Source organism: Streptomyces caeni (genome assembly GCF_042678285.1).
Lineage (GTDB): Bacteria > Actinomycetota > Actinomycetes > Streptomycetales > Streptomycetaceae > Streptomyces > Streptomyces caeni.
Genome location: NZ_JBHUDX010000076.1, coordinates 22,689 through 47,843, shown reverse-complemented (window position 1 = coordinate 47,843; position 25,155 = coordinate 22,689). Strand labels below are relative to the sequence as shown.

At 71.4% G+C, this 25,155-nt stretch carries 20 protein-coding genes and 1 pseudogene; 9 read left to right on the top strand and 12 right to left on the bottom strand.

Annotated elements, in window-relative coordinates; all coding sequences use genetic code 11:
- Positions 1-5: 5 nt before the first annotated feature.
- Positions 6-1,556: a hypothetical protein gene (locus ACFSL4_RS25460; protein WP_381087358.1), complete on the bottom strand. Its 1,551-nt coding sequence runs from the start codon at positions 1,554-1,556 to the stop codon at positions 6-8.
- A 433-nt stretch (positions 1,557-1,989) separates the two neighbouring features.
- Positions 1,990-3,117, bottom strand: a complete 1,128-nt coding sequence (locus tag ACFSL4_RS25455) for an alpha/beta hydrolase (protein WP_381087355.1) — start codon at positions 3,115-3,117, stop codon at positions 1,990-1,992.
- A 205-nt stretch (positions 3,118-3,322) separates the two neighbouring features.
- On the opposite strand from ACFSL4_RS25455, the gene ACFSL4_RS25450 reads away from it, so the two are divergent.
- From ACFSL4_RS25450 to ACFSL4_RS25425, 6 genes are all read left to right on the top strand, one after another.
- Positions 3,323-5,155: a phosphatidylglycerol lysyltransferase domain-containing protein gene (locus ACFSL4_RS25450; RefSeq protein ID WP_381087352.1), complete on the top strand. Its 1,833-nt coding sequence runs from the start codon at positions 3,323-3,325 to the stop codon at positions 5,153-5,155.
- 245 nt (positions 5,156-5,400) lie between these two features.
- A complete protein-coding gene (folP, locus tag ACFSL4_RS25445) occupies positions 5,401-6,261 on the top strand; it encodes a dihydropteroate synthase (protein ID WP_381087349.1) in 861 nt (286 codons plus the stop codon).
- A complete protein-coding gene (locus ACFSL4_RS25440; protein WP_381087346.1) occupies positions 6,258-6,761 on the top strand; it encodes a nuclear transport factor 2 family protein in 504 nt (167 codons plus the stop codon). The genes folP and ACFSL4_RS25440 overlap by 4 nt, the downstream gene beginning before the upstream one ends.
- Before the next feature lie 226 nt (positions 6,762-6,987).
- Positions 6,988-7,347 carry a dihydroneopterin aldolase gene (gene folB, locus ACFSL4_RS25435; RefSeq protein ID WP_381087343.1) on the top strand — a complete coding sequence of 120 codons (360 nt, stop codon included), beginning with the start codon at positions 6,988-6,990 and terminating at the stop codon, positions 7,345-7,347.
- Entirely contained in the window at positions 7,344-7,955 is a 612-nt protein-coding gene (gene folK / locus ACFSL4_RS25430; RefSeq protein ID WP_381087340.1) for a 2-amino-4-hydroxy-6-hydroxymethyldihydropteridine diphosphokinase, read from the top strand. Before folB ends, folK begins: the two co-directional genes overlap by 4 nt.
- 79 nt (positions 7,956-8,034) lie before the next feature.
- Positions 8,035-8,526 (top strand): DUF3180 domain-containing protein, encoded by a 492-nt coding sequence (locus tag ACFSL4_RS25425; protein WP_381087337.1) that lies wholly within the window; start codon positions 8,035-8,037, stop codon positions 8,524-8,526.
- A 41-nt stretch (positions 8,527-8,567) separates the two neighbouring features.
- On the opposite strand, the gene folE is transcribed toward ACFSL4_RS25425, so the two are convergent.
- The 6 genes from folE to dacB form a co-directional block, all read right to left on the bottom strand.
- The gene (folE, locus tag ACFSL4_RS25420; protein ID WP_381087334.1) at positions 8,568-9,173 is read right to left on the bottom strand and encodes a GTP cyclohydrolase I FolE; all 606 of its coding nucleotides are present in this window, start codon (positions 9,171-9,173) and stop codon (positions 8,568-8,570) included.
- A 141-nt stretch (positions 9,174-9,314) separates the two neighbouring features.
- Complete coding sequence (gene ftsH / locus ACFSL4_RS25415) at positions 9,315-11,342, bottom strand: ATP-dependent zinc metalloprotease FtsH (protein ID WP_381087453.1); 2,028 nt, start codon at positions 11,340-11,342, stop codon at positions 9,315-9,317.
- Positions 11,343-11,562: 220 nt separating this feature from the next.
- Positions 11,563-12,102, bottom strand: a complete 540-nt coding sequence (gene hpt / locus ACFSL4_RS25410; RefSeq protein ID WP_381087451.1) for a hypoxanthine phosphoribosyltransferase — start codon at positions 12,100-12,102, stop codon at positions 11,563-11,565.
- Between the two features lie 255 nt (positions 12,103-12,357).
- A complete protein-coding gene (gene tilS, locus ACFSL4_RS25405; protein ID WP_381087331.1) occupies positions 12,358-13,389 on the bottom strand; it encodes a tRNA lysidine(34) synthetase TilS in 1,032 nt (343 codons plus the stop codon).
- A gap of 191 nt (positions 13,390-13,580) precedes the next feature.
- Positions 13,581-14,714, bottom strand: a complete 1,134-nt coding sequence (locus ACFSL4_RS25400; protein ID WP_381087328.1) for a zinc-dependent metalloprotease — start codon at positions 14,712-14,714, stop codon at positions 13,581-13,583.
- 96 nt (positions 14,715-14,810) lie between these two features.
- Positions 14,811-16,400: a D-alanyl-D-alanine carboxypeptidase/D-alanyl-D-alanine endopeptidase gene (gene dacB / locus ACFSL4_RS25395; protein WP_381087325.1), complete on the bottom strand. Its 1,590-nt coding sequence runs from the start codon at positions 16,398-16,400 to the stop codon at positions 14,811-14,813.
- A 79-nt stretch (positions 16,401-16,479) separates the two neighbouring features.
- On the opposite strand from dacB, the gene ACFSL4_RS25390 reads away from it, so the two are divergent.
- The gene (locus ACFSL4_RS25390) at positions 16,480-16,971 is read left to right on the top strand and encodes an inorganic diphosphatase (protein ID WP_381087448.1); all 492 of its coding nucleotides are present in this window, start codon (positions 16,480-16,482) and stop codon (positions 16,969-16,971) included.
- Positions 16,972-17,105: 134 nt separating this feature from the next.
- Positions 17,106-18,794 (top strand): threonine/serine exporter family protein, encoded by a 1,689-nt coding sequence (locus ACFSL4_RS25385; RefSeq protein ID WP_381087322.1) that lies wholly within the window; start codon positions 17,106-17,108, stop codon positions 18,792-18,794.
- A gap of 333 nt (positions 18,795-19,127) precedes the next feature.
- Here the strand turns inward: ACFSL4_RS25385 and ACFSL4_RS25380 are convergent, their stop codons facing one another.
- Together ACFSL4_RS25380 and ACFSL4_RS25375 are read right to left on the bottom strand one after the other, a co-directional pair.
- Positions 19,128-20,111 (bottom strand): DedA family protein, encoded by a 984-nt coding sequence (locus tag ACFSL4_RS25380; RefSeq protein WP_381087319.1) that lies wholly within the window; start codon positions 20,109-20,111, stop codon positions 19,128-19,130.
- Positions 20,112-20,302: 191 nt separating this feature from the next.
- A complete protein-coding gene (locus tag ACFSL4_RS25375) occupies positions 20,303-21,064 on the bottom strand; it encodes a MerR family transcriptional regulator (protein WP_381087317.1) in 762 nt (253 codons plus the stop codon).
- Between the two features lie 293 nt (positions 21,065-21,357).
- Between ACFSL4_RS25375 and ACFSL4_RS25370 the strand changes: the two genes are divergently transcribed.
- The gene (locus tag ACFSL4_RS25370) at positions 21,358-22,770 is read left to right on the top strand and encodes a glutamate decarboxylase (RefSeq protein ID WP_381087314.1); all 1,413 of its coding nucleotides are present in this window, start codon (positions 21,358-21,360) and stop codon (positions 22,768-22,770) included.
- A gap of 156 nt (positions 22,771-22,926) precedes the next feature.
- Here the strand turns inward: ACFSL4_RS25370 and ACFSL4_RS25365 are convergent.
- Positions 22,927-23,476 (bottom strand): annotated as a pseudogene (locus ACFSL4_RS25365) (DinB family protein).
- A 144-nt stretch (positions 23,477-23,620) separates the two neighbouring features.
- The gene (locus ACFSL4_RS25360) at positions 23,621-25,081 is read right to left on the bottom strand and encodes an aldehyde dehydrogenase family protein (RefSeq protein WP_381087311.1); all 1,461 of its coding nucleotides are present in this window, start codon (positions 25,079-25,081) and stop codon (positions 23,621-23,623) included.
- Positions 25,082-25,155 lie beyond the last annotated feature (74 nt).

Below are 25,155 nucleotides of genomic sequence, written 5' to 3'. Positions count from 1 at the left end.
TGTGCTCAGGAGGCCGCGGTGCGCAGCCCCTCGACGTCGATCTGCTCCGTCTCGTCATGGGCCGTCAGGTCGATGACCTGGCCGACGGCGCGCGCCTGCGGATCCACGGGCTTGAAGCCGGACTCGGACTCCGCCTTGTGCACCGCGAGCGCCTCCTGGCCGACGACGTCGGCGAGGTCCTCGTTCTGCACGGACGGCACGGACTGACCGGTCTCCCGCGGCTTCTGCGTGCCGAAGAAGTCGAACCCGCCCTCGACGGCCGGGCGCCGGCGCGGGGCCGGCGGCACGACGGCGACGGCGGTCGGCACGGTGAAGTGCCCGGTGGTGTGGGCCGGCTTGCTGACGGCCGGCTGGGGCTGCTGCGAGGCCGGGGCGGCCGCGTGCTCCCGCCCGTCGGCCGCCGGGGGCTGCCCCTCCGGCCCGCCCTCCTCACCGGAGCCGCTCTCCGTGACACCGGCCTCGGCACCGCCGCTCCCGGCGGAGTCCCGCTGCGTGCGGTCGCCGTTGCGGGGGCCGCCCTTCCGGGCCGGGGTCTTCGCACGGGCCGCGGACGTCCTGCGGGCGCCGCCGCGTGCGCGCCCGGCGGGCGCGGCGCCGTCCACCGCTTGAGGGGCGTCCGCCGCGTCGGGGGCGCCCTGGCCCTTCGCGTCCGCGGACGTCTCGGCGCTTTCGTCGCCGTCCGTGGCGGCGCCCGCCCGCACCCCCTCGTCCTCCTCCGCGGAAGCGGTCGCCTTCGGGGCGTCGTCCTCCGACTCGGCGGCGGCCTCGGCCTCCTGCCCGGCGTCGGCCTCCTCAGCCGCGTCGGCCTCCTCGCCGATGAGCCGCGTCAGCGCCGAGTCGGCCCGCAGGAAGAGCGCGGAGCCCGCCGGGGAGAACACCTGCGGACCCGACGTCCCGGGCTCGGCGTCGTCCCCCGGTTCAGCACCGTTCACGGGCTCGGCGTCGTTCTCCCGCCCGGCCGCGGCCGGGGCTGCCACGTCCTCGGGATCCGGTGCGCCGTCCCGTACGTCCGCTCCGGCGGTCACGTCCCCGGCGGGGTCCGGCGCGTCCTGCCCGGCGGGGGCCGGGGTCCCCCCCGCGGGCAGCGCCCGCGCGGGAGTCGTCGCCTCGATCTCCAGCAGGCGGCGGCCCTCCAGTGCGCTCGCCCGCTCCGTCTCCGCCGTGGCGTACCGCCGCAGCAGGGCGGCGTGCTCGTTGCGCAGCTTGGCCAGTTCGGCGCGCTTGGCACGCAGCTTCTGTTCGAGCTTGGTGCGCAGCTCGCGCGACTCCTCGAGGTCGGTCTCCAGTTCGGCGACCCGCTCCTCGTGGCGCCACTCGTCGCCCGCACGCGCCCGTACCAGGTCGGCGACCTGTTTACCCGCGGCCGCGTCCCAGCGGCGCATGACGACCGCGCCGACGACCGCCGCCACCGCGGCACCCGCGGCCAGCGCACGGAGCATCAGCGGCTCCGTGGACAACCAGGGCCCCACGGCGCACACGACGGAGACGCCGGCGATCGCCGAAGGAGGCAACAGCCTGTGCAAGGGTGGTGAATGGCGATGACGTCCACGTGGCATGGCCAGAAACTTACCGCGCGTAGGCGAATGATGGTGCCCCGCGCGGTAAAAACACGGCCACCGCAAGACCCTCACACAGCTCCGAGAACACCGAAACGGAACACACACCTCCCGAATCCGGCGCTTTCTCTTCGGCCGGCCTTCCCGATCAGGCTTCTTCCACCGCGGGCTTCCGCGGCCCCGCGGCCTTCCGAGTCCCCGACCGGCCTTCCGAGTCCCCGACCGGCCTTCCGAGTCCCCGACCGGCCTTACAAGATCAGCTGTTTGCCCGGCCCGGATCTTGATCTCCCGCCCCCTCCCGGGCACCCGATCGCACGTCGTCCGGCGAATAATCCGGCATCCGCCCGGCACAACGCCGGGAGGCCGCTTCCACGGTGGAACCGGCCTCCTCCGGATTGTGCGGAATTCCGGGCGGCGCCCCCCGTTCGCGCGCTCAGCGGTCGCTGAGCCGCCCGCTCATCCACTGCAGCGTTCCGGGAATCTCACGCCGCCAGGTGTTGAAGTTGTGGCCGCCGCTGTCCAGGATGATCGACGAGATCCGGGTCGGCTTCCTGGCCTGCACCTGCGCGATGAACTTGAGCGTGGACTTGTAGTTGGCCTCGCCGACCTTGCTGCTGGTGACGAGCAGTGAGGTGTCGGGCGCCGGCATGTGCTTGAGGCACCACCACAGATCCGCGCGGTTGCGCAGCTCGGCCTTGCCGCGGAAGAGGTCTCCCGTGGTCGGGTCGACGGGCGCCTTGTAGTACGGCGACAGGCCCGCTCCTGCTGCGTACGCCTCCGGATGGTGCATCGCCAGCTTCAGCGCGCAGTAGCCGCCCGTGGAGTCGCCGACGATGCCCCAGCTGCCGGGTCTCCTTCCCACCCTGTAGTGGGCCGCGACCGCCTCGGGGAGGTCCTTCGCGAAGAACGTCTCGGTCTGCGGCCCGCCCGGGCTGTCCACGCACTCCGTGTCGCGCGGTGGCGCCACGGTCGGCCGCAGCATCACCAGGATCATCGGCTGCATCCTGCCGTCCTTGGCCAGCTCGTGCGCCGTCTGCGGGTAGTGCAGCTTCTTGAACAGCGCCGCGGCCGTGCCCGGGTAGCCGGTGAGCACGACGGCCGCGGGGAACGTACGCGTCCGGTACCGCGGCTGGAAGTACTCCGGCGGCAGATACACGTACGCGGGTGTGGCGATACGGCTGGTGCGCCCCAGTATGCCGACCTTCTGGATCTGGCCGCCGAACTGCGGCCGCGTACCGCCCGCCACACTCACCGGCAGCGTGTCGACCACCTGCAGGGGACCGCCGCTCGACCCGGCGGCGCCGTGGTCGACGACCACACCCTGCCCCTTCTCCTGGCCGAACAGGTCCGCCCAGCTGGCGTAGAAGCCGAACGCCTGGTTGGCCACCAGTCCGACCGACGCGAAAATCGCCAGCTGGGTGCAGAACAGCAGACCGACCCGTCCGCTGACGGCCCGCCAGTTCCGCCGCGCCAGGCGCGGCCAGTGCCACACCGTGCCGACGAACAGCAGCACGGCGAACATGACCGCCAGCACCAGCACCTTGTTGCTCGTGAGACCCATGACCTGTTCCCCTGCCCGCGCTTTCCGTCGGTGGGGCGTGCCCGTACCGTCGCACGGACTTGCCCCGGACTTTCCTTCGGCTTTGAACCGGCTTTGTGCTGGGGAGTGAACCTCTCTCCCCAAGACACCGTCCTAGAGGGCGCAATGTCGCCGGATGCCCGAATCGGTCACCGGACTCAAGGTCTCTCGCAGAACTCGGGATGCGATGTCTGTCAGGATAGATGGGGAAAAGTCGGGCCAGGTTCCGGGGCGATCAAGTGTGCTGCGGCGCATGGTCCGTGGGCCGCGCCCCGAAGTCGTTCCCGCTCTGGTCGCCAGGGCCTGCACGCTCGTGGGGCTCCTGGACGTCGCCGCGGGCGTTTTCCCGCGCTTCCGGAACAGCCGCATGCACCGCCTCGTCGAGGTCCTGCCGGGATCGCTCGGCCCGTTCGCGGCGGCCCTGTCCCTGAGCGCCGGAGTCCTCCTGCTGCTCCTCGCGCACGGGCTGCGGCGGCGCAAGCGCAGGGCGTGGCGCGCGGCTGTGGCGCTCCTCCCGGCGGGTGCCGTGGCGCAGTTCGTCTACCGCCACTCCGTCATCGGCGTCCTCATCTCGCTGGCACTGCTCCTGCCGCTGGTACGCCACCGCAGTGAGTTCGAGGCACTGCCCGACCCGCGCAGCCGCTGGCGGGCGCTCGCCAACTTCGTGCTCATGGGCGCCGGATCCCTGGGCCTCGGCCTGATCATCGTCAGCGTTCACCCGCACCGCATGGTCGGCAACCCGAGCCTGTCCGACCGCATCGAGCACGTCCTGTACGGCCTGTTCGGCTTCGAGGGCCCGGTCGACTACACCGACAGCACCTCCTGGACGGTGGGCTTCTCGCTCGGCGCGCTCGGCCTGCTGACCGCGGTCACCACGATCTACCTGGCCTTCCGCCCCGAACACCCGGCTGCCCGGCTCACCGAGGAGGACGAGGCCCGGCTGCGCGCCCTGCTGGAGAAGCACGGCGGCCGCGATTCCCTCGGCCACTTCGCGCTCCGCCGCGACAAGGCGGTGGTCTTCTCGCCGAGCGGCAAGGCGGCGGTCACCTACCGCGTCGTGTCGGGCGTGATGCTGGCCAGCGGCGACCCGATCGGCGACGTGGAGGCATGGCCCGGCGCCATCGAACGCTTCATGGACGAGGCGAAGGCCCACTCCTGGACCCCGGCGGTCATGGGCTGCTCGGAGACCGGCGGCGAGGTGTGGACGCGCGAGACCGGCCTGGACGCCCTCGAACTGGGTGACGAGGCGGTGGTGGACGTCGCGGATTTCTCGCTCTCCGGGCGCGCGATGCGCAACGTGCGCCAGATGGTGAAGCGGATCGAGCGCGCGGGCTACGAAACCCGGGTACGGCGCATCCGTGACCTCGGCGAGAGCGAACTGGAGCGCATACGACGCGCTGCCGAGGACTGGCGCGGCACGGACACCGAGCGCGGTTTCTCCATGGCGCTCGGCCGCATCGGCGACCCGGCCGACGGAAACTGCCTGATCGCCACGGCGCACAAGACGGAGGACGCGGAGACGGGCCCGTACGGCGATCTGAAGGCCGTCCTGCACTTCGTCCCGTGGGGCACGGACGGGGTCTCGCTGGACCTGATGCGCCGCGACCGCTCGGCGGACCCGGGCATGAACGAACTGCTGATCGTGGCCGCGCTCCAGGCCGCGCCGAGGCTGGGCATCGAGCGCGTCTCGCTGAACTTCGCGATGTTCCGCTCGGCGCTCGCCCGCGGCGAGAAGATCGGCGCGGGCCCGGTACTACGGGCGTGGCGGGGCCTGCTGGTCTTCCTGTCGCGGTGGTTCCAGATCGAGTCCCTGTACAAGTTCAACGCGAAGTTCCAGCCACGCTGGGAGCCGCGCTTCGTGGTGTACGCCTCCTCACGCGACCTCCCGCGCATCGGCCTGGCGGCCATGCGGGCGGAGGGCTTCGTGAACGTGGCGCTGCCGCGCTTCCTGCGCCGCACCGCGCCGGCCCCGCGCCCGTGCGCCCACAGGGTGGCCGAGCACGGGGTCCGAGCCGCGTAGCCGGGCCCGAAGCGCGGCTGCACGGCGGCGCGGCGCCGCGGAGAGCCGGGAACGGCCGGCACAGACCGCGAGGCGGTACCGCACCACGGACAGGCCCGAGCGAGGGCCCCCGGCCCGCCCGAGCCCTGGGGCCCCCGCTCGGGCCGCCGCATGTCCGGGCCGGCCCGCCCCCGACGCGTGGCTCGTGACACCGCCGGCCCGCCCCGTGAGGGGACCCGGGAGGCGGCGGGGCCTACGCTGAACGTATGAGCACGAAGACCGGGCGGGGCCACGTGGCGGGCCTTCCGACATGGGACCGCTGCGCGGTCATGGGTGTGGTCAACGTCACCCCCGACTCCTTCTCCGACGGCGGCCGCTGGTTCGACACCACCACCGCGGTCAAGCACGGCCTCGACCTGGTCGCCGAGGGAGCCGACCTCGTCGACGTCGGCGGCGAGTCCACCCGCCCGGGCGCCACCCGCGTCGACGAGGCCGAGGAGCTCAGGCGCGTCATCCCCGTCGTCCGCGGCCTCGCCTCCGAGGGCGTCACCGTCTCCGTGGACACCATGCGCGCCTCCGTCGCCGAACAGTCCCTCGCCGCCGGCGCCGCCCTCGTCAACGACGTCAGCGGCGGCCTCGCCGACCCGGCGATGATCCCGGTCGTCGCGGCCGCGGGTGCCCCCTTCGTGGTCATGCACTGGCGCGGCTTCCTGCAGGGCGGCAACGTCGAGGGCGTGTACCGGGACGTCGTCACCGAGGTCGTCGACGAGCTGCACGCGCGTGTGCAGGCCGTCCTGGAGGGCGGCATCGCCCCCGACCGGATCGTCGTCGACCCCGGCCTCGGCTTCTCCAAGGAGGCCGAACACGACCTGGCGCTGCTCGCTCATCTGGACCGCCTGCACGGCCTTGGCCACCCCCTGCTGGTGGCTGCCTCCCGTAAGCGCTTCCTGGGACGCGTCCTCGCCGGTCCGCAAGGCGCACCGCCGCCCGCCCGCGAACGCGACGCGGCCACGGCCGCCGTCTCCGCCCTCGCCGCACAGGCCGGCGCCTGGGCGGTGCGCGTGCACGAGGTGCGCGCGACAGCGGACGCCGTACGCGTCGCACGCGCCATCGAAGGAGCCCGGTGAGCACCGCCCACACGGATGTCGAGCAGGTCGAGCAGGCCAACACCGCCTTCTACGAGGCGATGGAGCGGGGTGACTTCGAGGAGCTGTCGTCGCTGTGGCTGGCACCCTCCGACCTGGGCGTCGACGAGGAGTACCACGACCCGGCGGACACCGGCGTGATCTCCTGCGTGCACCCCGGCTGGCCCGTGCTGACCGGCCGCGGCGAGGTCCTGCGCTCGTACGCGCTGATCATGGCGAACACCGAGTACATCCAGTTCTTCCTCACGGACGTCCATGTCTCCGTGACCGGTGACACCGCCCTGGTCACCTGCACCGAGAACATCCTCAGCGGTGGTCCGGCCCCCGAGGACAGCGACGAGCTGGGTCCCCTCGTCGGCCAGCTGGTGGTCGCCACGAACGTGTTCCGCCGCACCCCCGACGGCTGGAAGCTGTGGTCGCACCACGCCTCCCCCGTCCTGACCGAGTCCGGTGACGAGGAGGAGGACGAGTCCCCCTCGTAAGGACGCTCGTTTGGATCCGCCTGCTCCTGGGTAGGGGCCGCTGACCGACCCGTGAGCCGCCGTGTTCCCTGGGGAAAACGTCCGATGAACGCTCCTGACCGTCACACGGGCGCGCGACCCCGTGAGCGAGCGCTGTCAGTGCCCGCAGGTAGATTCGTTCGAGGCTGGTGTGCCGACCGCGCTCGGTGAGTACCCGCCGCTACCGACGATTGCAGGAGTGATTCGCGTGGATCGTGTCGCGCTGCGCGGCCTGAAGGCCCGCGGGCACCACGGTGTGTTCCCCAAGGAGCGCGAAGAGGGCCAGACCTTCATCGTGGACCTCGTCCTGGGCCTGGACACCCGGCCGGCCGCGGCCGGCGACGACCTGTCGAAGACGGTGCACTACGGCGTCGTGGCGGAGGAGGTCGTGGCCCTGGTCGGGGGAGAGCCCGTCGACCTCATCGAGACGCTCGCCGAGCGCATCGCCCTGTCCTGCCTCAAGCACGCCCCGGTCCTGGAGGTCGAGGTCTGCGTCCACAAACCGGACGCCCCGATCACGGTGCCGTTCGACGACGTGACCGTCACCATCACCCGGAGCCGAGTATGACCGCCTTCTTCGCCGGGGGTCAGAGCGACCCGACCGTGCAGCCGGTGCCCGCCTCCGTCGTGGAACGCGTGGACGCGGCCGACACCACCCTGCAGAACCCCAAGCGCGCGGTGATCTCGCTGGGGTCGAACCTGGGCAACCGGCTGGAGACGCTCCAGGGCGCGGTCGACGCGCTCGAGGACACCCCGGGCGTGCGCGTCAAAGGGGTCTCGCCGGTGTACGAGACGGAGCCGTGGGGCGTGGAGCGGGGCAGCCAGCCGGCGTACTTCAACGCGGTGGTCGTGCTGAAGACCACCCTTCCGCCCTCGTCCCTCCTGGAGCGGGCCCACGCGATAGAGGAGGCGTTCCACCGCGTGCGGGATGAACGCTGGGGGGCACGCACCCTCGATGTGGACATCGTCACGTACGCGGACGCCGTGTCCGACGATCCGGTGCTGACCCTCCCCCACCCGCGCGCCCACGAGCGGGCCTTCGTCCTCGCCCCGTGGCACGATCTGGACCCGGAGGCCCGCGTCCCCGGCCGCGGCCCGGTGGCGGACCTGCTCGCCGCCGTCCCCCGGCACGGGGTCACGCCACGGGCCGACCTGGAACTCCGGCTGCCCGAGTAGTCGTTAAGGTCTACCGGACCGGGGATCCTCCCGCCCGACGACCGTGTGCGGGCGACCACCGGGCCGACGAAGGGACATCGTGAGAGAGCTGCGCATCAGGACGCTGGCGGCGGTGTTCGTGGTGGCCGGGGTGCTGTCCTGGGCGGGCGCGCGCCTATGGAACTCGGTGGGCACGCTGCCCCGCGTCCCCCTGGCCGCGCCCATCGTCCTCGCCTTGATCGCCGTGGTCCTGCTGGCCACGGCGCTCTCCCTGCGCTCCCGCCTCAGGGCGCAACGGGAACGCCGTCCCGGCGCCAAGGGCGTCGACCCGCTGATGGCGGCGCGCGCGGTCGTCTTCGGCCAGGCGAGCGCCCTGGTCGCAGCCCTGGTCGCCGGCATGTACGGCGGCACGGGCGCCTTCCTCCTGGAGTCCCTGGACATCCCCGCCCGCCGTGACCAGGCGATCTACGCCGGCTTCTCGGTCGTGGCAGGCATCGGCGTCATAGCGGCGGCCTTCTTCCTGGAGCGGGTCTGCCGGCTCCCGGAGGACGACGACGAGCACCACAACGGCGGGACCGCACCGGTCTCCTGACGCTCGGAGGGGCGCCTCGCAGGGCCTGCGGGCTGCGGGCCTCAGTGCGCCATGATGAGGCTCATCGCCTCGTTGCGGGTGGCCGCGTCCCGCAGTTGACCGCGCACCGCCGACGTGATCGTCTTCGCGCCGGGCTTGCGGATGCCGCGCATCGACATGCACATGTGCTCGCACTCGACCACGACGATCACACCCCGCGGTTCGAGGATGTCCATCAGCGAGTCGGCGATCTGCGTCGTCAGGCGCTCCTGCACCTGCGGCCGGCGCGCATAGACGTCCACGAGCCGGGCCAGCTTGGACAAGCCGGTGATCTTGCCGGTGGCGGCCGGGATGTAGCCCACGTGGGCGACTCCCCTGAACGGCACGAGATGGTGCTCACACGTCGAGAACACCTCGATGTCCTTCACGAGCACCATCTCGTCGTGACCGAGGTCGAACGTCGTCGTCAGGACGTCCTCCGGCTTCTGCCACAGGCCCGCGAATATCTCCCGGTAGGCCCGCGCCACTCTGGTCGGCGTCTCGCGCAGCCCCTCGCGGTCCGGGTCCTCCCCGACCGCGATGAGCAGTTCCCGTACGGCGTTCTCGGCTCGTTTCTCGTCGAACTCACCGATCGAGCCCTCGCCGTACAGCGTCACCGGGTCGGTCATCTGGTGCCTCGTTCCTGCGCCTGCGACGCGCACGGATTGCGTGTCTGATGTGCGGCCCCACGGACGTGCCGCGCCCCCCAGGCTAGAACCTGGGGGGCGCGGCTGAAATTCCGGCCCTGGTGGGCCCGGGGGAGCTGTGGGTCAGCTCTCGCGGCGGTCCTCCGGGGCCGCCTCCGTGGCGGGGAGGGATTCCGTCGCGTTGGCGATCGCCGGGGTGGCGCCGTTCGCCCCGTTCGTCAGCGCCAGCTCCTTGGGGGAGAGCACCGGCGGGCGGGTGGAGGGGGTGCGGCGCGAGGACCCGGTCCAGGCCGGCCGCGGCGGACGCTTGACGATGGGGGCGAAGACCTCGGCGATCTCCTCCTTGCCCAGCGTCTCCTTCTCCAGCAGCGCGAGCACCAGGTTGTCGAGGACGTCGCGGTTCTCGACCAGGATCTCCCACGCTTCGTTGTGAGCGTTCTCGATGAGCTTCTTGACCTCTTCGTCGACGAGCGCCGCGACCTCTTCCGAGTAGTCGCGCTGGTGCGCCATCTCACGTCCGAGGAACGGCTCGGTGTTGTCACCGCCGAACTTGATCGCTCCGAGGCGCTCGGTCATGCCGTACTGCGTGACCATCGCGCGCGCCGTCGCGGTCGCCTTCTCGATGTCGTTCGCCGCGCCCGTGGTCGGGTCGTGGAAGACGAGTTCCTCGGCCGCGCGGCCGCCCAGCATGTAGGCCAGCTGGTCCAGCATCTCGTTGCGGGTCGTGGAGTACTTGTCCTCGTCCGGGAGCACCATCGTGTAGCCGAGTGCGCGGCCGCGGGACAGGATCGTGATCTTGTGAACCGGGTCGGAGTTCGGCGAGGCCGCCGCTACCAGGGCGTGTCCGCCCTCGTGGTACGCGGTGATCTTCTTCTCCTTGTCCGACATGATCCGGGTCCGCTTCTGCGGGCCCGCGACCACACGGTCGATCGCCTCGTCCAGCATCTGGTTGTCGATCAGCTTGCGGTCGCTGCGGGCCGTCAGCAGCGCCGCCTCGTTCAGCACGTTCGACAGGTCCGCGCCGGTGAAGCCCGGGGTGCGGCGGGCGACGGCCGCCAGGTCGACGTCCGGGGCGACCGGCTTGCCCTTCTGGTGGACCTTGAGGATCTCCAGACGGCCCTGCATGTCCGGGCGGTCGACCGCGATCTGGCGGTCGAAACGGCCGGGCCGCAGGAGGGCCGGGTCGAGGATGTCGGGACGGTTCGTGGCGGCGATGAGAATCACACCGCCCTTCACATCGAAGCCGTCCATCTCGACGAGCAGCTGGTTCAGGGTCTGCTCGCGCTCGTCGTGACCGCCGCCGAGGCCGGCGCCGCGGTGACGGCCGACCGCGTCGATCTCGTCGACGAAGACGATGGCCGGAGCGTTCGCCTTGGCCTGCTCGAACAGGTCACGGACCCGGGAGGCACCCACACCGACGAACATCTCGACGAAGTCGGAACCCGAGATCGAGTAGAACGGGACACCCGCCTCGCCGGCGACCGCGCGGGCGAGCAGCGTCTTGCCCGTACCGGGCGGGCCGTAGAGGAGCACACCCTTGGGGATCTTGGCGCCGACGGCCTGGAACTTGGCCGGCTCCTGGAGGAACTCCTTGATCTCGTGGAGTTCCTCGACCGCCTCGTCCGCGCCCGCGACGTCCACGAACGTCGTCTTGGGGGTGTCCTTGGTGATGAGCTTCGCCTTGGACTTCCCGAAGTTCATGACCCGGGAGCCGCCGCCCTGCATCTGGTTCATCAGGAACAGGAAGACGACCACGATGAGGACGAAGGGGAGCAGGGAGAGCAGGATTCCGACGAAGGGGTTCTGCTTCGACGGCGAGACCGTGTAGCCCTTCGGGATCTGCTTGTTCTGGTATTTGTCCTGCAGGGTGCTGGCCAGGTTCACGCCCTGGTCGCCGATGTAGCTCGCCTGGATCTTGGAGCTGCCGTCGACCTTCTCGCCGTTCTTGAGCGAGACCTTGATGACCTGCTCGTCGCCGGTGGTCAGCTTGGCCGATTCGACCCTGTTGTCATTGATCGCCGCAACGACCTTGCCGGTGTCCACCGTCTTGTAGCCGCCCGAAGAGCCGACGACCTGCATCAACACGACCACGGCAAGGACGGCCAGCACGATCCACATGACCGGCCCACGGAAGTATCGCTTCACGTCCATCCACACGGAGCGGTGCCGCCCCGTCCCTCCTGCCATAGTGAGTTTGATAAAGACAGTTCTTCCGACGGTACCCCAGGATTGTCACCCGCAGCCGCAGGGAACGAGTGGGATACCGCTCACGCATCCTCCAACGGCGCGAAACCCCGTGGGGTTCCCGAGCGTCTTGGAAAGAACGGGACCAAGGCTCCCGCCGCCGCGGACGGCGGCCGGGCCCCGGGGTTCAGCCGCCGTAGACGTGAGGCGCGAGCGTACCGACGAACGGGAGGTTGCGGTACTTCTCGGCGTAGTCGAGGCCGTAGCCCACGACGAACTCGTTCGGGATGTCGAAGCCGACCCACTCCACCTCGATGGCGACCTTGGCGGCCTCGGGCTTGCGCAGCAGCGTGCACACCTTGAGGGAGGCCGGTTCGCGCGAACCGAGGTTGGAGATCAGCCAGGACAGGGTCAGACCCGAGTCGATGATGTCCTCGACGATCAGGACGTGCTTGCCCTTGATGTCGGTGTCGAGGTCCTTGAGGATCCGCACGACACCGGAGGACTGGGTGCCCGCGCCGTAGGAGGACACGGCCATCCAGTCCATGGTGACGGGGGTGGACAGGGCCCGGGCCAGGTCGGCCATGACCATCACCGCGCCCTTCAGGACGCCGACGAGCAGCAGGTCCTTGCCCGCGTACTCCGCGTCGATCTTCGCGGCCAGCTCGGCCAGCTTGGCGTCGATCTCTTCTTTGGTGATGAGCACCTGCTTGAGGTCGGCACCCATGTCTTTCGCGTCCACCCGCACCACTTTCGGTCGTCCCGCACTTGTCGCTCGTCCGCCTCCGGGTTCCGGTGCCGCCGTCGACGGTCGGCCGTACCCGGACGTCCGCCGCGCGGCGGACGCCGCATTCCGGCCCCGGACCGCGCGGCCCGATCGAGCACGCTCTCCCTGTTCGACAGCGGCGTGCCCCGTCGGCTCGCTCGCGCGGCTGACCGGTGCTCCCCGAAGGGACGACCGGCACCCCCCAGGGGGCGTCTTTCAGCCTTGCCGAATCACCAGTCTGCCACCCTGCCGCTGGGCGACGACTTTGCCCGGCAGGTTGATGGCTCCCTGGCCGCGCCAGCCGGTGATCAGGCGGTCGACCTCCTCGATGTGGCGGGCGAAGAGGGATCCGGCCGGGGCGCCGGCCTCGATGGCGGCCCGGCGCAGGATCCGGCGGCGGACGGCGGGGGGCAGGGCGTAGAGCTTGGCGCACTCCAAGAGGCCCGACGCGTCGCGCACGGCGGCCTCGGCCCGGCCGGCCCAGGCGTCGAGGGCGTCGGCGTCGTCGCGGGAGAGCTGGGCCGTGCGGGCGAGTGCCTCGACGACGCCCTTGCCGAGCGCCTTCTCCAGGGCGGGCAGGCCCTCGTGCCGCAGGCGGGAGCGGGTGTAGGAGGGGTCGGTGTTGTGGGGGTCGTCCCAGACGGGCAGGGACTGGGCCATGCACGCCTTGCGGGCGGTCTGCCGGTCGAGATGGAGGAAGGGGCGGCGGTAGCGGCCGTCGGCCCCCGAGACCGCGGCCATGCCGGACAGGGATCGGATACCGGAGCCGCGCGCGAGGCCGAGCAGGACGGTTTCGGCCTGGTCGTCGCGGGTGTGTCCGAGGAGGACCGCGGTGGCGCCGTGGCGTTCGGCGATGGCGTCCAGGGCGGTGTAGCGCGCGTCACGGGCGGCGGCCTCCGGGCCGCCGCCGCGCCCGACGGTCACGGCGACGGACTCGACCGGGTCCAGACCGAGCCCGCGCAGGCGCAGGACGACCTCCTCGGCCCGCAGCTCGGAGCCGGGCTGGAGGCCGTGGTCGACGGTGATGCCGCCGGCGCGGATGCCGAGCTTGGGGGCTTCGAAGGCGAGGGCGGAGGCGAGCGCCACGGAGTCGGCACCGCCCGAGCAGGCCACCAGCACGAGCGGCGGGGAAGGGCGCTCGTGGGGCGCGTGCCCGGCGGTCCGGTGTGCGGTCTGCTCGGTGAGGATGTCGTGGAGGACGCGGCGTACCGCCAGGCGTATCGCCGCGACCGCAGGATGGGGACCCATGTCCGGTTCCCTTCGTGAAGTTTTCGGGGGTGAGCCCAAGACCGGTCACTCAGAGTGTGTAGATGGTGACAGAAACGGGGCGTTACCCGAGCATTGCACGCCTGCCCGCAGCTCACGCTCCCTCGGACGGGTGATTGGCGAGGCGTTCACCTGCCGACGGCCGGATTCGTGTCACCGCGCTCGCGCGGGGCTCACGACTCCGCCTTCCGGTGCACCCGCGCGACCCAGTCCGCCGGTTTGGCGATCTCCGCCTTGGTCGGGAGGGTGTTCGGGGAGGTCCACACGCGGTTGAAGCCGTCCATGCCGACCTGGTCGACGACCGCCCGCACGAACCGCTCGCCGTCGCGGTACTGGCGGAGTTTGGCGTCCAGGCCCAGCATTTTGCGCAGGGCGAGGTCGAGGCGGGAGGCGCCCCTGGCCCGGCGCTGCTGGAACTTCTCGCGGATCTCCGCCACGGACGGGACGACATCCGGGCCGACGCCGTCCATCACGAAGTCGGCGTGCCCTTCCAGGAGGGACATCACCGCGGTGAGGCGGCCCAGGATCTCGCGCTGCACGGGCGTCTGCACCAACTCCACGAAGGAGCGGCCGTCGTCGCCCTCCTCGCCCTCGGGACGGCCGCCCGCGAGCGCCTGGACGGCCTCCCTGACGCGCTCCAGGACGGCCATGGGGTCGATGTCCGTCTCCCCCAGGAAAGACTGGATCTCGCCCTCCAGATGGTCGCGCAGCCAGGGCACCGCGGTGAACTGCGTGCGGTGCGTCTCCTCGTGCAGGCAGACCCAGAGGCGGAAGTCGTGGGGCTGCACGTCCAGTTCGCGCTCCACGTGCACGATGTTCGGCGCGACCAGCAGCAGGCGGCCGCCGCCGTCCTCGCCCGCCGGGAGGTCGCGGGTGGCCGGGGCGAAGGTCTCGTACTGGCCCAGGACCCGGGAGGACAGGAACGACAGGAGCATGCCCAGCTCCACGCCGGTGACCTTGCCGCCGACGGCGCTGAGCACGGCTCCGCCGGGGCTGCCCGCGCGTCGCTCCTGCATCCGGTCGAGGAGGGGCTTGAGGATCTCCCGGAACCCGGCGACGTTCGCCCGGACCCAGCCGGGCCGGTCGACGACGAGGACGGGGGTGTCGTGCACGCCCTGTTCGCCCATACGAGTAAAGCCCCGGACGTGTTCCTCCGAGGCCCTCGCGTGCCGGCGCAGCTCCGCGACGACGGCCCGGGCCTCGTCGCGGCTCACGTCGGGGCCCGGCCGCACGAGACGGGTCGCGGTCGCCACCGCAAGGTTCCAGTCGACCATCCCAGGGGATGCAGCACCACCGATGCTCGTCATGCGTCAACGGTACGTGCTCGTGCACGGGTGCGGTGAGGGGTGCGGCGCCGGGTCGGCGCCCGTGCCGGAGCCCGTGGTGCGGGTGGGGCAATGCCGTCACCGGCAGCCGCAGTCCGCCAGGGCCGCCGCCGTACGGTCCAGGGCCGCTCTGGCCGTCGTCGGGTCCATCGAGCCGCCCGTCAGGAACGCGAAGGCCAGCAGGCGGCCGTCGGTGTCCACCACCGTCCCGGCGAGCGTGTTGACGCCGGTCAGGGAGCCCGTCTTGGCGCGTACGAGGCCGATGCCCGGGCGCGTGGCGGCGTCCTCGTAGCGCTGGCTGAGCGTGCCGGTGAAACCGGCGACCGGCAGGCCGGTGAGCACCGGGCGCAGCTCGGGGTGGGACGGGGAGCCCGCGAGGGCCAGCAGGGCCGTCAGCAGGTGCGCGGTGAGCCTGTCGTTGCGGTCGAGACCGCTGCCGTCGTGGAACCGCGCGCCGGCGAGGGGGAGGCCGAGCCTCTTCAGCCGGGTGGTGATCGCGGCCGCGCCCCCTTCGAAGGTCGGCTGCCCGCCGGTGGCGAGGGCGGTCTGGCGGGCGAGGGCCTCGGCGATGTCGTTGTCGCTGGTGGTGAGCATCCGCTCGACCACGGCGGACAGGGGCGGCGACTGGACGAAGGCCAGGGTCTGCGCGCGCCGTGTGGCCTTCGAAGGTCCCGGTGCCGAGGTCGTGATGCCGCGGTCGCGCAGCAGGTCGCCGAACGTGCGGGTGGCGTCGGCCGCCGGGTCCGCGGTGCGCGCGGCCGGTCCGCTGGTGGAGCCGTCCGTGCGCCCCTCGTCGGCCATCAGGGCGGTGACGGGGGCGAGGTTGGGGTTGATCCCGATGGGGTGCAGCGCCCCGCCCTTGAACAGGGAGGTGTCGTACGAGAGCGTCACCGAGGTCAGATGACGCCGTTTCAGCGCGACGGCGGTCCGGTCGGCGAGGGTGCGCAGGCCGGCCCAGCCTCCGGCCTGCTTGCGGGCGGTCAGGGTCGGGTCGCCGCCGCCGACGAGCACCAGTTCCCTGGTGCCGGGCTCCAGGACCGCGCGCGTGGTCAGGCGGTGGTCGGGGCCGGCCGCGGAGAGCACCGCGACGGCCGTGGCGATCTTGGTGGTGGAGGCGGGGGTCAGCGGGTCGTCCGCGCCCTTGCCGTACAGGCGTGTGCCGGTGGTCACGTCGACGACCGCGGCGGAGCGCCGGGCACCGAGGGCGGCGTCGCGCAGCAGCGGGTCGAGCACGTCGGCCAGGACCTTGCCGCGCGGGGCGGACCCGGGGGCGTTCGCACCGCCGCCGAGGCCGGTCAGGACGGCCGCGGCGCTCGGCGCGGGCGCGGGTTCCCCGGCCGCCGCACCGGCACGGGGCCCGTGATCTGCACCACCCTCGCGGTCCCGCACTGTGGCCCGGTCGTGCTCGGCCGTACGCTGACCCGTGGAGTCCCAGGGACCGGCTACGGTCACGGCCCCCGCCGCGAGCGCCAGGCCCACGGTGGCGGCGACGGCCGTCAGCTGCTGGGTCGTGAGCCCTCCGGAGCGCGGGCGTACGGCATGCGCAACCCGCGTGACGTGCGGCTTCACCACACCACTGAGCCGTGCCACACGCGGTCTCACGGCGTGCGCGACCCGCACGAGATGCGGTCTCGCGGCCCGCCAAGCCCTCAGCTCTGGCACGACCACCAGCCCCTTTCGCGTTCACACATCTGCGTGAGGGACACTTAACCACCAGAACTATGTGCTGATCATGGAGGAGCGTCCGGTGGAGTTCGACGTCACGATCGAGATCCCGAAGGGTTCGCGGAACAAGTACGAGGTGGACCACGAGACCGGTCGTATCCGCCTGGACCGTCGGCTCTTCACCTCGACCAGCTACCCGGCCGACTACGGCTTCGTCGAGAACACCCTCGGCGAGGACGGCGACCCGCTGGACGCGCTCGTCCTCCTGGAGGAGCCGACCTTCCCCGGCTGCCTGATCACCTGCCGTGCGATCGGGATGTTCCGGATGACCGACGAGGCCGGCGGCGACGACAAGCTGCTGTGTGTCCCGGCGTCCGACCCGCGCGTCGAGCACCTGCGGGACATCCACCACGTCTCCGAGTTCGACCGCCTGGAGATCCAGCACTTCTTCGAGGTCTACAAGGACCTGGAGCCCGGCAAGTCCGTCGAGGGCGCGAACTGGGTGGGCCGCTCCGACGCGGAGGCCGAGATCGAGCGCTCGTACAAGCGCTTCAAGGAGCACGGCGGTCACTGACCCCGTTCCGGTCGCATCGCGGGCCGCGTGACCCCTTACGGGGTGACGCGGCCCGTTCGCGTACCGGCGCGCATACTGAGGCGCGCGGGAGGTACGTATCCGTAGGCACGGCGCGAAGGGCAGGAGAGAGGCCGGTGGCTCAGCCGGGCGCGGAGGACCGCAAGCCGCGGTCGGACGAGGCGAGGAGCGCGTTCGCGCCCCCGGGGCGGGGCGAGGGCGAGTCCGCCACGACCTCCGAGTTCGCCGTACCCGAGGGCCTCGGCGTGCCTGCGGCCGACACCGGGCCCGAGACGACGTCCGAGTTCGCCGTTCCGCGGGGGCTGGAGGTCCCGCCGCAGTCCACCGGGCCGGTGGGGTCGGCGTTCAGCCCGCCGAGCACCTACAGCGCCGGGCACGCCCCGCCCGTCTTCACCCCGCCCTCGGGGATCCCCGCCGTCCGGCTGACCAAGGACGCCCCCTGGCAGGACCGCATGCGCACGATGCTGCGCATGTCGGTGACCGAGCGGCCCGCCCCGGAACCGGTGCAGAAGACGGACGGGCCGGCCCCCGCGGTGCCGCGTGTGCTCGACCTGACCCTCCGCATCGGCGAGCTGCTGCTGGCCGGTGGCGAGGGCGCCGAGGACGTGGAGGCCGCGATGTTCGCGGTCTGCCGGTCGTACGGGCTGGACCGCTGCGAGCCGACCGTCACCTTCACGCTGCTGTCGATCTCGTACCAGCCGTCCCTGGTGGACGACCCCGTGTCCGCCTCGCGGACGGTGCGCCGGCGCGGCACCGACTACACGCGCCTGGCGGCGGTGTACCGGCTCGTGGACGACCTCAGCGACCCGGAGGCGGCGATCTCCCTGGAGGAGGCGTACCGGCGGCTCGCCGAGATCCGCCGCAACCGCCACCCCTACCCCGGCTGGGCGCTGACCGGGGCGAGCGGGCTGCTGGCGGGTGCGGCGTCCGTCCTGGTCGGCGGTGGCCTCGTCGTCTTCGTCGCAGCCGCGCTGGGCGCGATGCTCGGCGACCGGCTGGCGTGGCTGTTCGCGGGACGCGGGCTACCGGAGTTCTACCAGTTCACCGTGGCCGCCATGCCCCCGGCCGCGATCGGCGTCGCGCTCACGCTCGCCCATGTCGACGTGAAGGCGTCCGCGGTGATCACCGGCGGGCTGTTCGCGCTGCTGCCCGGGCGAGCGCTGGTGGCGGGCGTGCAGGACGGGCTGACCGGCTTCTACATCACCGCGTCCGCGCGCCTGCTGGAGGTCATGTACTTCTTCGTGGGCATCGTCGTCGGCGTGCTCGTGGTCCTGTACTTCGGGGTGAAGGTGGGCGCCCAGCTCGACCCGGACGCGGCCCTGAGCCCGTCCGGGCGGCCGGCCGTGCAGCTCGTCGCGTCGATGCTCCTGTCCCTGACGTTCGCGGTACTGCTCCAGCAGGAGCGGTCCACCGTGCTGTGGGTGACCCTCAACGGGGGTGTCGCCTGGAGCGTGTACGGCGCGCTGCACTACCCGGGCGGCATCTCGCCGGTCGCCTCCACGGCGGTCGCGGCGGGTCTGGTGGGCCTTTTCGGGCAGGTGCTCTCGCGCTACCGGTTCGCGTCCGCGCTGCCGTACACGACGGCCGCGATCGGGCCGCTGCTGCCCGGCTCGGCGACCTACTTCGGGCTGCTGTCGATCGCCCAGAACCACGTCGACAAGGGTCTGGTGTCCCTGGCCAACGCCGCCTCGCTCGCCATGGCCATCGCGATCGGCGTGAACCTGGGGTCGGAGATCTCCCGGCTGTTCCTGCGGGTCGGCTTCGCCGGGGGGCGGAAGGCGGCGAAGCGGACCCGGGGGTTCTGACCAGTGTGAGTTCAAGGCCGGTCCAGCTCGATCGTGTGATGGCCGGCTTCCAGCCTTACGGCGTCACGAGCAGGCCGGGGCAGCGTGGTCGTGCGATGTGGAACGCCGGGTGCAGTGCCGGCGCCCGGGGCCCTGCTCCACCGGGAAGATGGTTCAGGGCCTCCCCGTCGCCCCTGGCCGCATCCGTATGGCCAGGTCGTAACGGAACCGGCCTCCCGGGACCGGACCGCGCACAGGATGCGTGTCGCCGCCCCGGGGACGAATACGCCGGGGACCAGTGCGCCCAAGACCGTTCGGGGCGTGCCAGGGGGCGGATCGACTCCCGCTCACTGCTCAGGAACGGTACTGCTGGTAGCCGTAACCCTGGCGCTGGTCGTAAGGCTGCTGGCCGTAGCCCTGGTGCTGATCGTAAGGCTGCTGGTCGTACGGCTGCTGGTCGCCCCCCTGGTGCTGGTCGTACGGCTGCTGCTCGTACGGCTGCTGGCCGTAGCCCTGGTGCTGATCGTAAGGCTGCTGCTCGTACGGCTGCTGGCCGTAGCCCTGGTGCTGCTCGTACGGCTGCGCATCCTGGGGGTGGCCCTGGCCCCGGTGGGCGGGGGTCACGCGGCGCAGCTGGGTCGTGGCGTCGTCCATGACCGGCGGTTGCTGGAAGGACTCCTGCCGCCGGTCCTGGTCCTGGTCCTGCTGCGGGGTGCCGCTCGCCTTGGAACGGGCCCGGAGGAACTCGATGACGATCGGGACCACCGAGACGAGGACGATCAGGATGAGGATCGCCTCGATGTTGTTCTTGACGAGGCCGATGTTGCCCAGCCAGGAGCCGAGCAGGGTGACGCCGGTGCCCCAGATCACACCGCCGATGACGTTGAAGACCAGGAAGGAGCGGTACTTCATGCCGCTGACGCCGGCGATGATCGGCGTGAACGTGCGCACGATGGGCACGAAACGGGCCAGCACCAGGGACTTGGGGCCGTACTTCTCGAAGAACTCGTGGGCTTTGGTGACGTTCTCCTGCTTGAAGAGACGGGAGTCCGGGCGGTTGAAGAGGGAGGGGCCGACCTTCTTGCCGAACATGTAGCCCGCCTGGTCGCCCAGGATCGCGGCGGCGCAGATGAGCGCGACGGCCCCCCACAGGGGGAAGTCGAGCTGGTGCGACGTGATCAGCAGGCCGCAGGTGAACAGCAGCGAGTCACCCGGCAGGAAGAAGCCGATGAGCAGGCCCGACTCGGCGAAGACGATGAGGAGCAGGCCCCAGATCCCGAAGGTGTCCAGCAGGTAGTTCGGATCCAGCCAGCTCGGTCCGAGTGCAAGCGTCGTCACGGTTCCGGGCTCCTGAGGGGGTGAGGTGGGGTGCGGCGTGCTGAGGGCGGCCGACACGCGGGCGATGGCCGGACAAAGCTATCAACGCATGGTGCCCCCACCGGGTTCCACCGGTGGCTCCCGGCGGGGGACCGAGGCGGCGGGACCCGGCCCGGCGCAGGACCTGCCGGGCGCCTGGGCCGGAGGCCGGATCAGCCGGCGCGGCGGGCCGTGTTCGCCGCGATCGCGTCCCTGAGGTGTACTGCGAGGCCCGGCCGCATGGAGTCGTAGTACGCCTTGAAGCGTTCGTCGGAGACGTACATCTCCCCGAGGCACCGGTGGAGCTCGTACGAGCACTCGTAGAACCACGTGCGGATGTGCCGGCGGTGCTCCTCGGCCATATCCATGGCCTGCTCCCCGGTCGGGGGCTCACCGGCGGCCATCAGCGCGCCGTAGCGCTCGCTCCATGAGGCCATCTCGGCCTGGATGTGCTTCCAGTCCTCCTTGGTGTAGCGGGCGGTGCGGCGCTGCGACTCGGCGTACTCCTCGGTGCCGCCCCAGCGCTGTTCCGCCTCTTCCGCGTACTGCTCCGGATCCTTGTCCCCGAAGACCTCGAACTTCTCCTCGGGTGTGAGGTTGATGCCCATCTTGCGTGCCTCCATGGCGTGCTCCACGGCCGCCGCCATCTTCTGCAGCTTCTCGATCCGGGCGGTCAGCAGCTCGTGCTGGCGGCGCAGATGCGCGCGCGGGTCCGCGTCCGGGTCGTCGAGCAGGGCGGCGACCTCGTCGAGCGGAAAGCCGAGCTCCCGGTAGAACAGGATCTGCTGCAGCCGGTCGAGGTCGGCGTCGCCGTAACGGCGGTGACCGGCATGGGTGCGCTCGCCGGGGACGAGCAGGCCGATCTCGTCGTAGTGGTGCAGCGTGCGCACGGTCACGCCGGCGAAACCGGCGACCTGGCCCACCGAGTAGCTCACGTCCGCTCCCTTCTGGGTACGCGCCTCAGGCTGCGGCCTCACGTCACGTGAGGTGCAAGCGGCATTTCCCCCGGGGCCCGCGACCACCGCGCCACGGTAGGGGAGGGGACCAGTCTGCTGTGCCGGGCACCGCGCTCAGATGAACGGGTGAAACACCGGCCGCCGGCGCCCCGACGGGCCCCGCCAATCCTGCCGCCCGGCCCGGCGCTCCGGTCCGATGAACGCAGGGCGCTCCCCGAGCCGCCGCCGCACCCGTGGACGCGCCCTGCCGACCCGATGGGAGACGAGAGACCATGCCCCTCCACCGTGGCCCGGAAGAGCGCGACGAGCGCCCCCGGTCGATGAACCCCTTCTTCGGTGAGGCGAACCCGGTCGTCGAGATGACCGAGGCGCCGCCCAGGCACCGGCTGCCCACGGGCCCGATGCCGCCCGCGACCGCGTGCCAGCTGGTCCACGACGAGCTGATGCTGGACGGCAACGCACGGCTGAACCTCGCCACCTTCGTCACCACCTGGATGGAGGCCGAGGCGCGGTCCCTGATGGCCGAATGCAACGACAAGAACATGATCGACAAGGACGAGTACCCGCGCACCGCCGAGCTGGAGCGCCGTTGCGTGGCGATGCTCGCCCACCTGTGGAACGCGCCGGACCCGCAGTCGGTCGTGGGCTGTTCGACGACCGGTTCGAGCGAGGCGTGCATGCTGGCCGGGATGGCGCTGAAGCGACGCTGGGCGCGGCGCAACGCGGACCGCTACCCGTCCGGGGACGCCCGTCCGAACCTGGTCATGGGTGTCAACGTCCAGGTCTGCTGGGAGAAGTTCTGCACCTTCTGGGAGGTCGAGGCGCGCCAGGTGCCCATGGAGGGCGACCGGTTCCATCTGGACCCGCAGGCCGCCGCCGAACTGTGCGACGAGAACACGATCGGGGTCGTCGGCATCCTCGGCTCCACCTTCGACGGCTCCTATGAGCCGATCGCCGAGCTGTGCGCCGCCCTGGACGGCCTGCAGGAGCGCACCGGGCTGGACATCCCCGTGCACGTGGACGGCGCGTCGGGGGCGATGGTCGCGCCCTTCCTCGACGAGGACCTGGTGTGGGACTTCAGGCTGCCGCGGGTCGCGTCGATCAACACCTCCGGCCACAAGTACGGGCTGGTGTACCCGGGCGTGGGCTGGGCGCTGTGGCGCGACCGGAACGCCCTGCCCGAGGAACTCGTCTTCCGGGTCAGCTATCTGGGCGGCGACATGCCGACCTTCGCGCTCAACTTCTCCCGGCCTGGCGCCCAGGTCGTCGGGCAGTACTACACATTCCTGCGGCTGGGGCGGGAGGGCTACCGGGCGGTACAGCAGACGACGCGGAACGTGGCGCGGGGGCTCGCCGAGCGAGTGGAGGCGCTGGGCGACTTCCGCCTCCTCACCCGCGGCGACGAGCTGCCGGTGTTCGCGTTCACCACCGCGCCCGGGGTGAGGGCGTACGACGTCTTCGACGTCTCACGGCGCATCCGCCAGCACGGCTGGCTGGTGCCCGCGTACACCTTCCCGGCCAACCGCCAGGACCTGTCGGTGCTGCGGATCGTGTGCCGCAACGGCTTCTCGACGGACCTCGCCGACCTGTTCGTCGAGGACCTGGCCCGCCTGCTGCCGGATCTGCGCCGGCAGCCTCGTCCGATGACCCGTGACAAGCAGGCGGCCACCGGCTTCCACCACTGACACCGGGACGACGCCGGCCCCGCGCCGGCGCCCGACACCCGAAACGGCGGGGGCCGGGACCTCTCCGTCCGTGTTCCTCGGCGCCCTGTCGGTGGTTGACCGAGCGGGGCCCGGCGTCGGACCCCTCGTGCGCGCCCCAGCGCTCCAGAACGGGCGTCAGCCCCAGGACGTCCCGTGCTCCAGGGCCACCAGCTCGAACGCCGTCTTCCCGTCCAGTGACTCGCGGATGATGTCCGCGTGCCCCGCGTGCCGGGCCGTCTCGCGGATCAGGTGGAGCATCAGCCATCGCATCGAGACCCTGCCCTCCGGCGGGAACCCGGGGTCGTCCGGCAGCGCGAAGGTGTCGTCGAGGCTCGGCACCGAGCGGATGAACGCCTCGGTCTCGTCCGCGACCTTCGCCCAGTGGGCGAGTTGGGACTCGACCGTCTCGTCCCCCCATGGGCCTGAAGCACTCGTCCCAGTTCGACTGGTCGCGGCGGACCACCGGCTGCTCGCCCCCGGCGCGGGCGATCCAGCCCTGCTCGACCTCGGCGGCGTGCCTGAGCAGGCCGGACAGCGACAGTTCACCGGCGGTGGGGCGGGAGGCCGCCTGCTCCTCCGTCAGACCGAGCAGGGCCCGGCGGATGCCGCCGCGCTGCTCCTCCAGGAAGGAGAGCAGCGCTCCGCGCTCGTCGCCCTGGGTCTCCGCGGGCACATGAGTGACCATGACCGGCCGCCTTTCGTCGGTTCCAGCGCCGCCTTTCGTCGGTTCCAGCGAGGTGTTCCTCCTCTGCCTGACACCGACGACGCTACGGGCCCTTGCGGTCAGATCCTGTCCGCAAGGGCCCGTCACCGGCGATCCGGCCGGGAATCAGAACGGGAACCGGCTGCGGCCGTGCTGCACCGAGATCCACTTCTGCGTGGTGAACGCCTCGATCGTCGTCTGGCCGTTCAGCCGGCCGATGCCCGAGTGCTTCTCGCCGCCGAAGGGGACGAGCGGCTCGTCGTGGACCGTGCCGTCGTTCACGTGGAACATGCCCGTGTCGATCTGCTTGGCAAAGGCCACCCCGCGCTCGACGTCGGCGGTGTGGACGGCGCCGCTGAGGCCGTACGGGGTGTCGTTGACGATGCGGACGGCCTCCTCCTCGCCGTCGAAGGGGACGAGGAGGGCGACCGGGCCGAAGATCTCCTGCTGGAGGATCGGGGAGTCGGCGGGAACGTCCGTCAGGACGGTCGGCTCGATCAGGTTGTCGGTGGTCGAGCCGTGCACGAGCGCCGTGGCGCCTTCCGCGATGGCCTGCTCGACCGCGCCCGAGATGGCGTCCGCCTGCGAGGAGTTGATGACCGGGCCGACGACGGTCTCCGGGTCGCGCGGGTCGCCCGCCTTGAGCGACTTCACCTTCGCGACGAACTTCTCGGTGAACTCCTCCAGCAGCGAGCGGTCCACCAGGACACGGTTGGCGGCCATGCAGACCTGGCCCTGGTGCACATACCGGCTGAAGACGGCCGCGTCGACGGCGTAGTCGACGTCCGCGTCGTCCAGGACCACCAGCGCGCTGTTGCCGCCGAGTTCGAGGACGGAGCGCTTGAAGAGCGAGGCGCAGACGGTCGCGACGTGGCGGCCCACCTTGTCGGAGCCGGTGAAGGAGATCACCTTCGGGACCGGGTGCTCCAGGAACGCGTCGCCTATCTCCGCTATGTCGGTGATCACGACGTTCAGCAGGCCGCCCGGGAGCCCGGCCTCCTCGAAGATCCTGGCGACCAGGGAGCCGCCGACGACCGGCGTGTTCTGGTGCGGCTTGAGGACGACGCCGTTGCCGAGCGCGAGCGCCGGCGCGACGGACTTGATCGCCAGCAGGAAGGGGAAGTTGAACGGGCTGATCACACCGACGACACCGACGGGCACGCGGTAGAGGCGGTTCTCCTTCCCGTCGATCGGCGAGGGGAGGATCCTGCCCTCGGGGCGCAGCGCCAGCTGGATCGACTCGCGCAGGAACTCCCTGGCGAGGTGCAGTTCGAAGGCGGCCTTCAGACGCGTACCGCCCAGCTCGGCGATGATCGCCTCGGTGATCTCCGGCTCGCGGTCCTCGATGACCCGCAGGGCCTTCTCGAACACCGCGCGGCGCGTGTACGGGTTGGTGGCGGCCCACTCCTTCTGGGCGGCCGCGGCGGCCCGGTACGCCTCGTCGACCTCGTCGACCGTGGCGATGGTGATGGACGCGAGCTTCTCGCCGTCGTAGGGGTTGAAGTCGATGATGTCCCAGGAGCCCGTTCCCCGGCGCCACTCACCGCCGATGTACTGCTGAGCCAGATCGGTGAAGTAGGACGACATGTGATTCCTCAATCCCTCGCAGCCGAAGCAGACACCCGTTCACGTACGTGATCACGTCAAGCCTGAATGTGCGT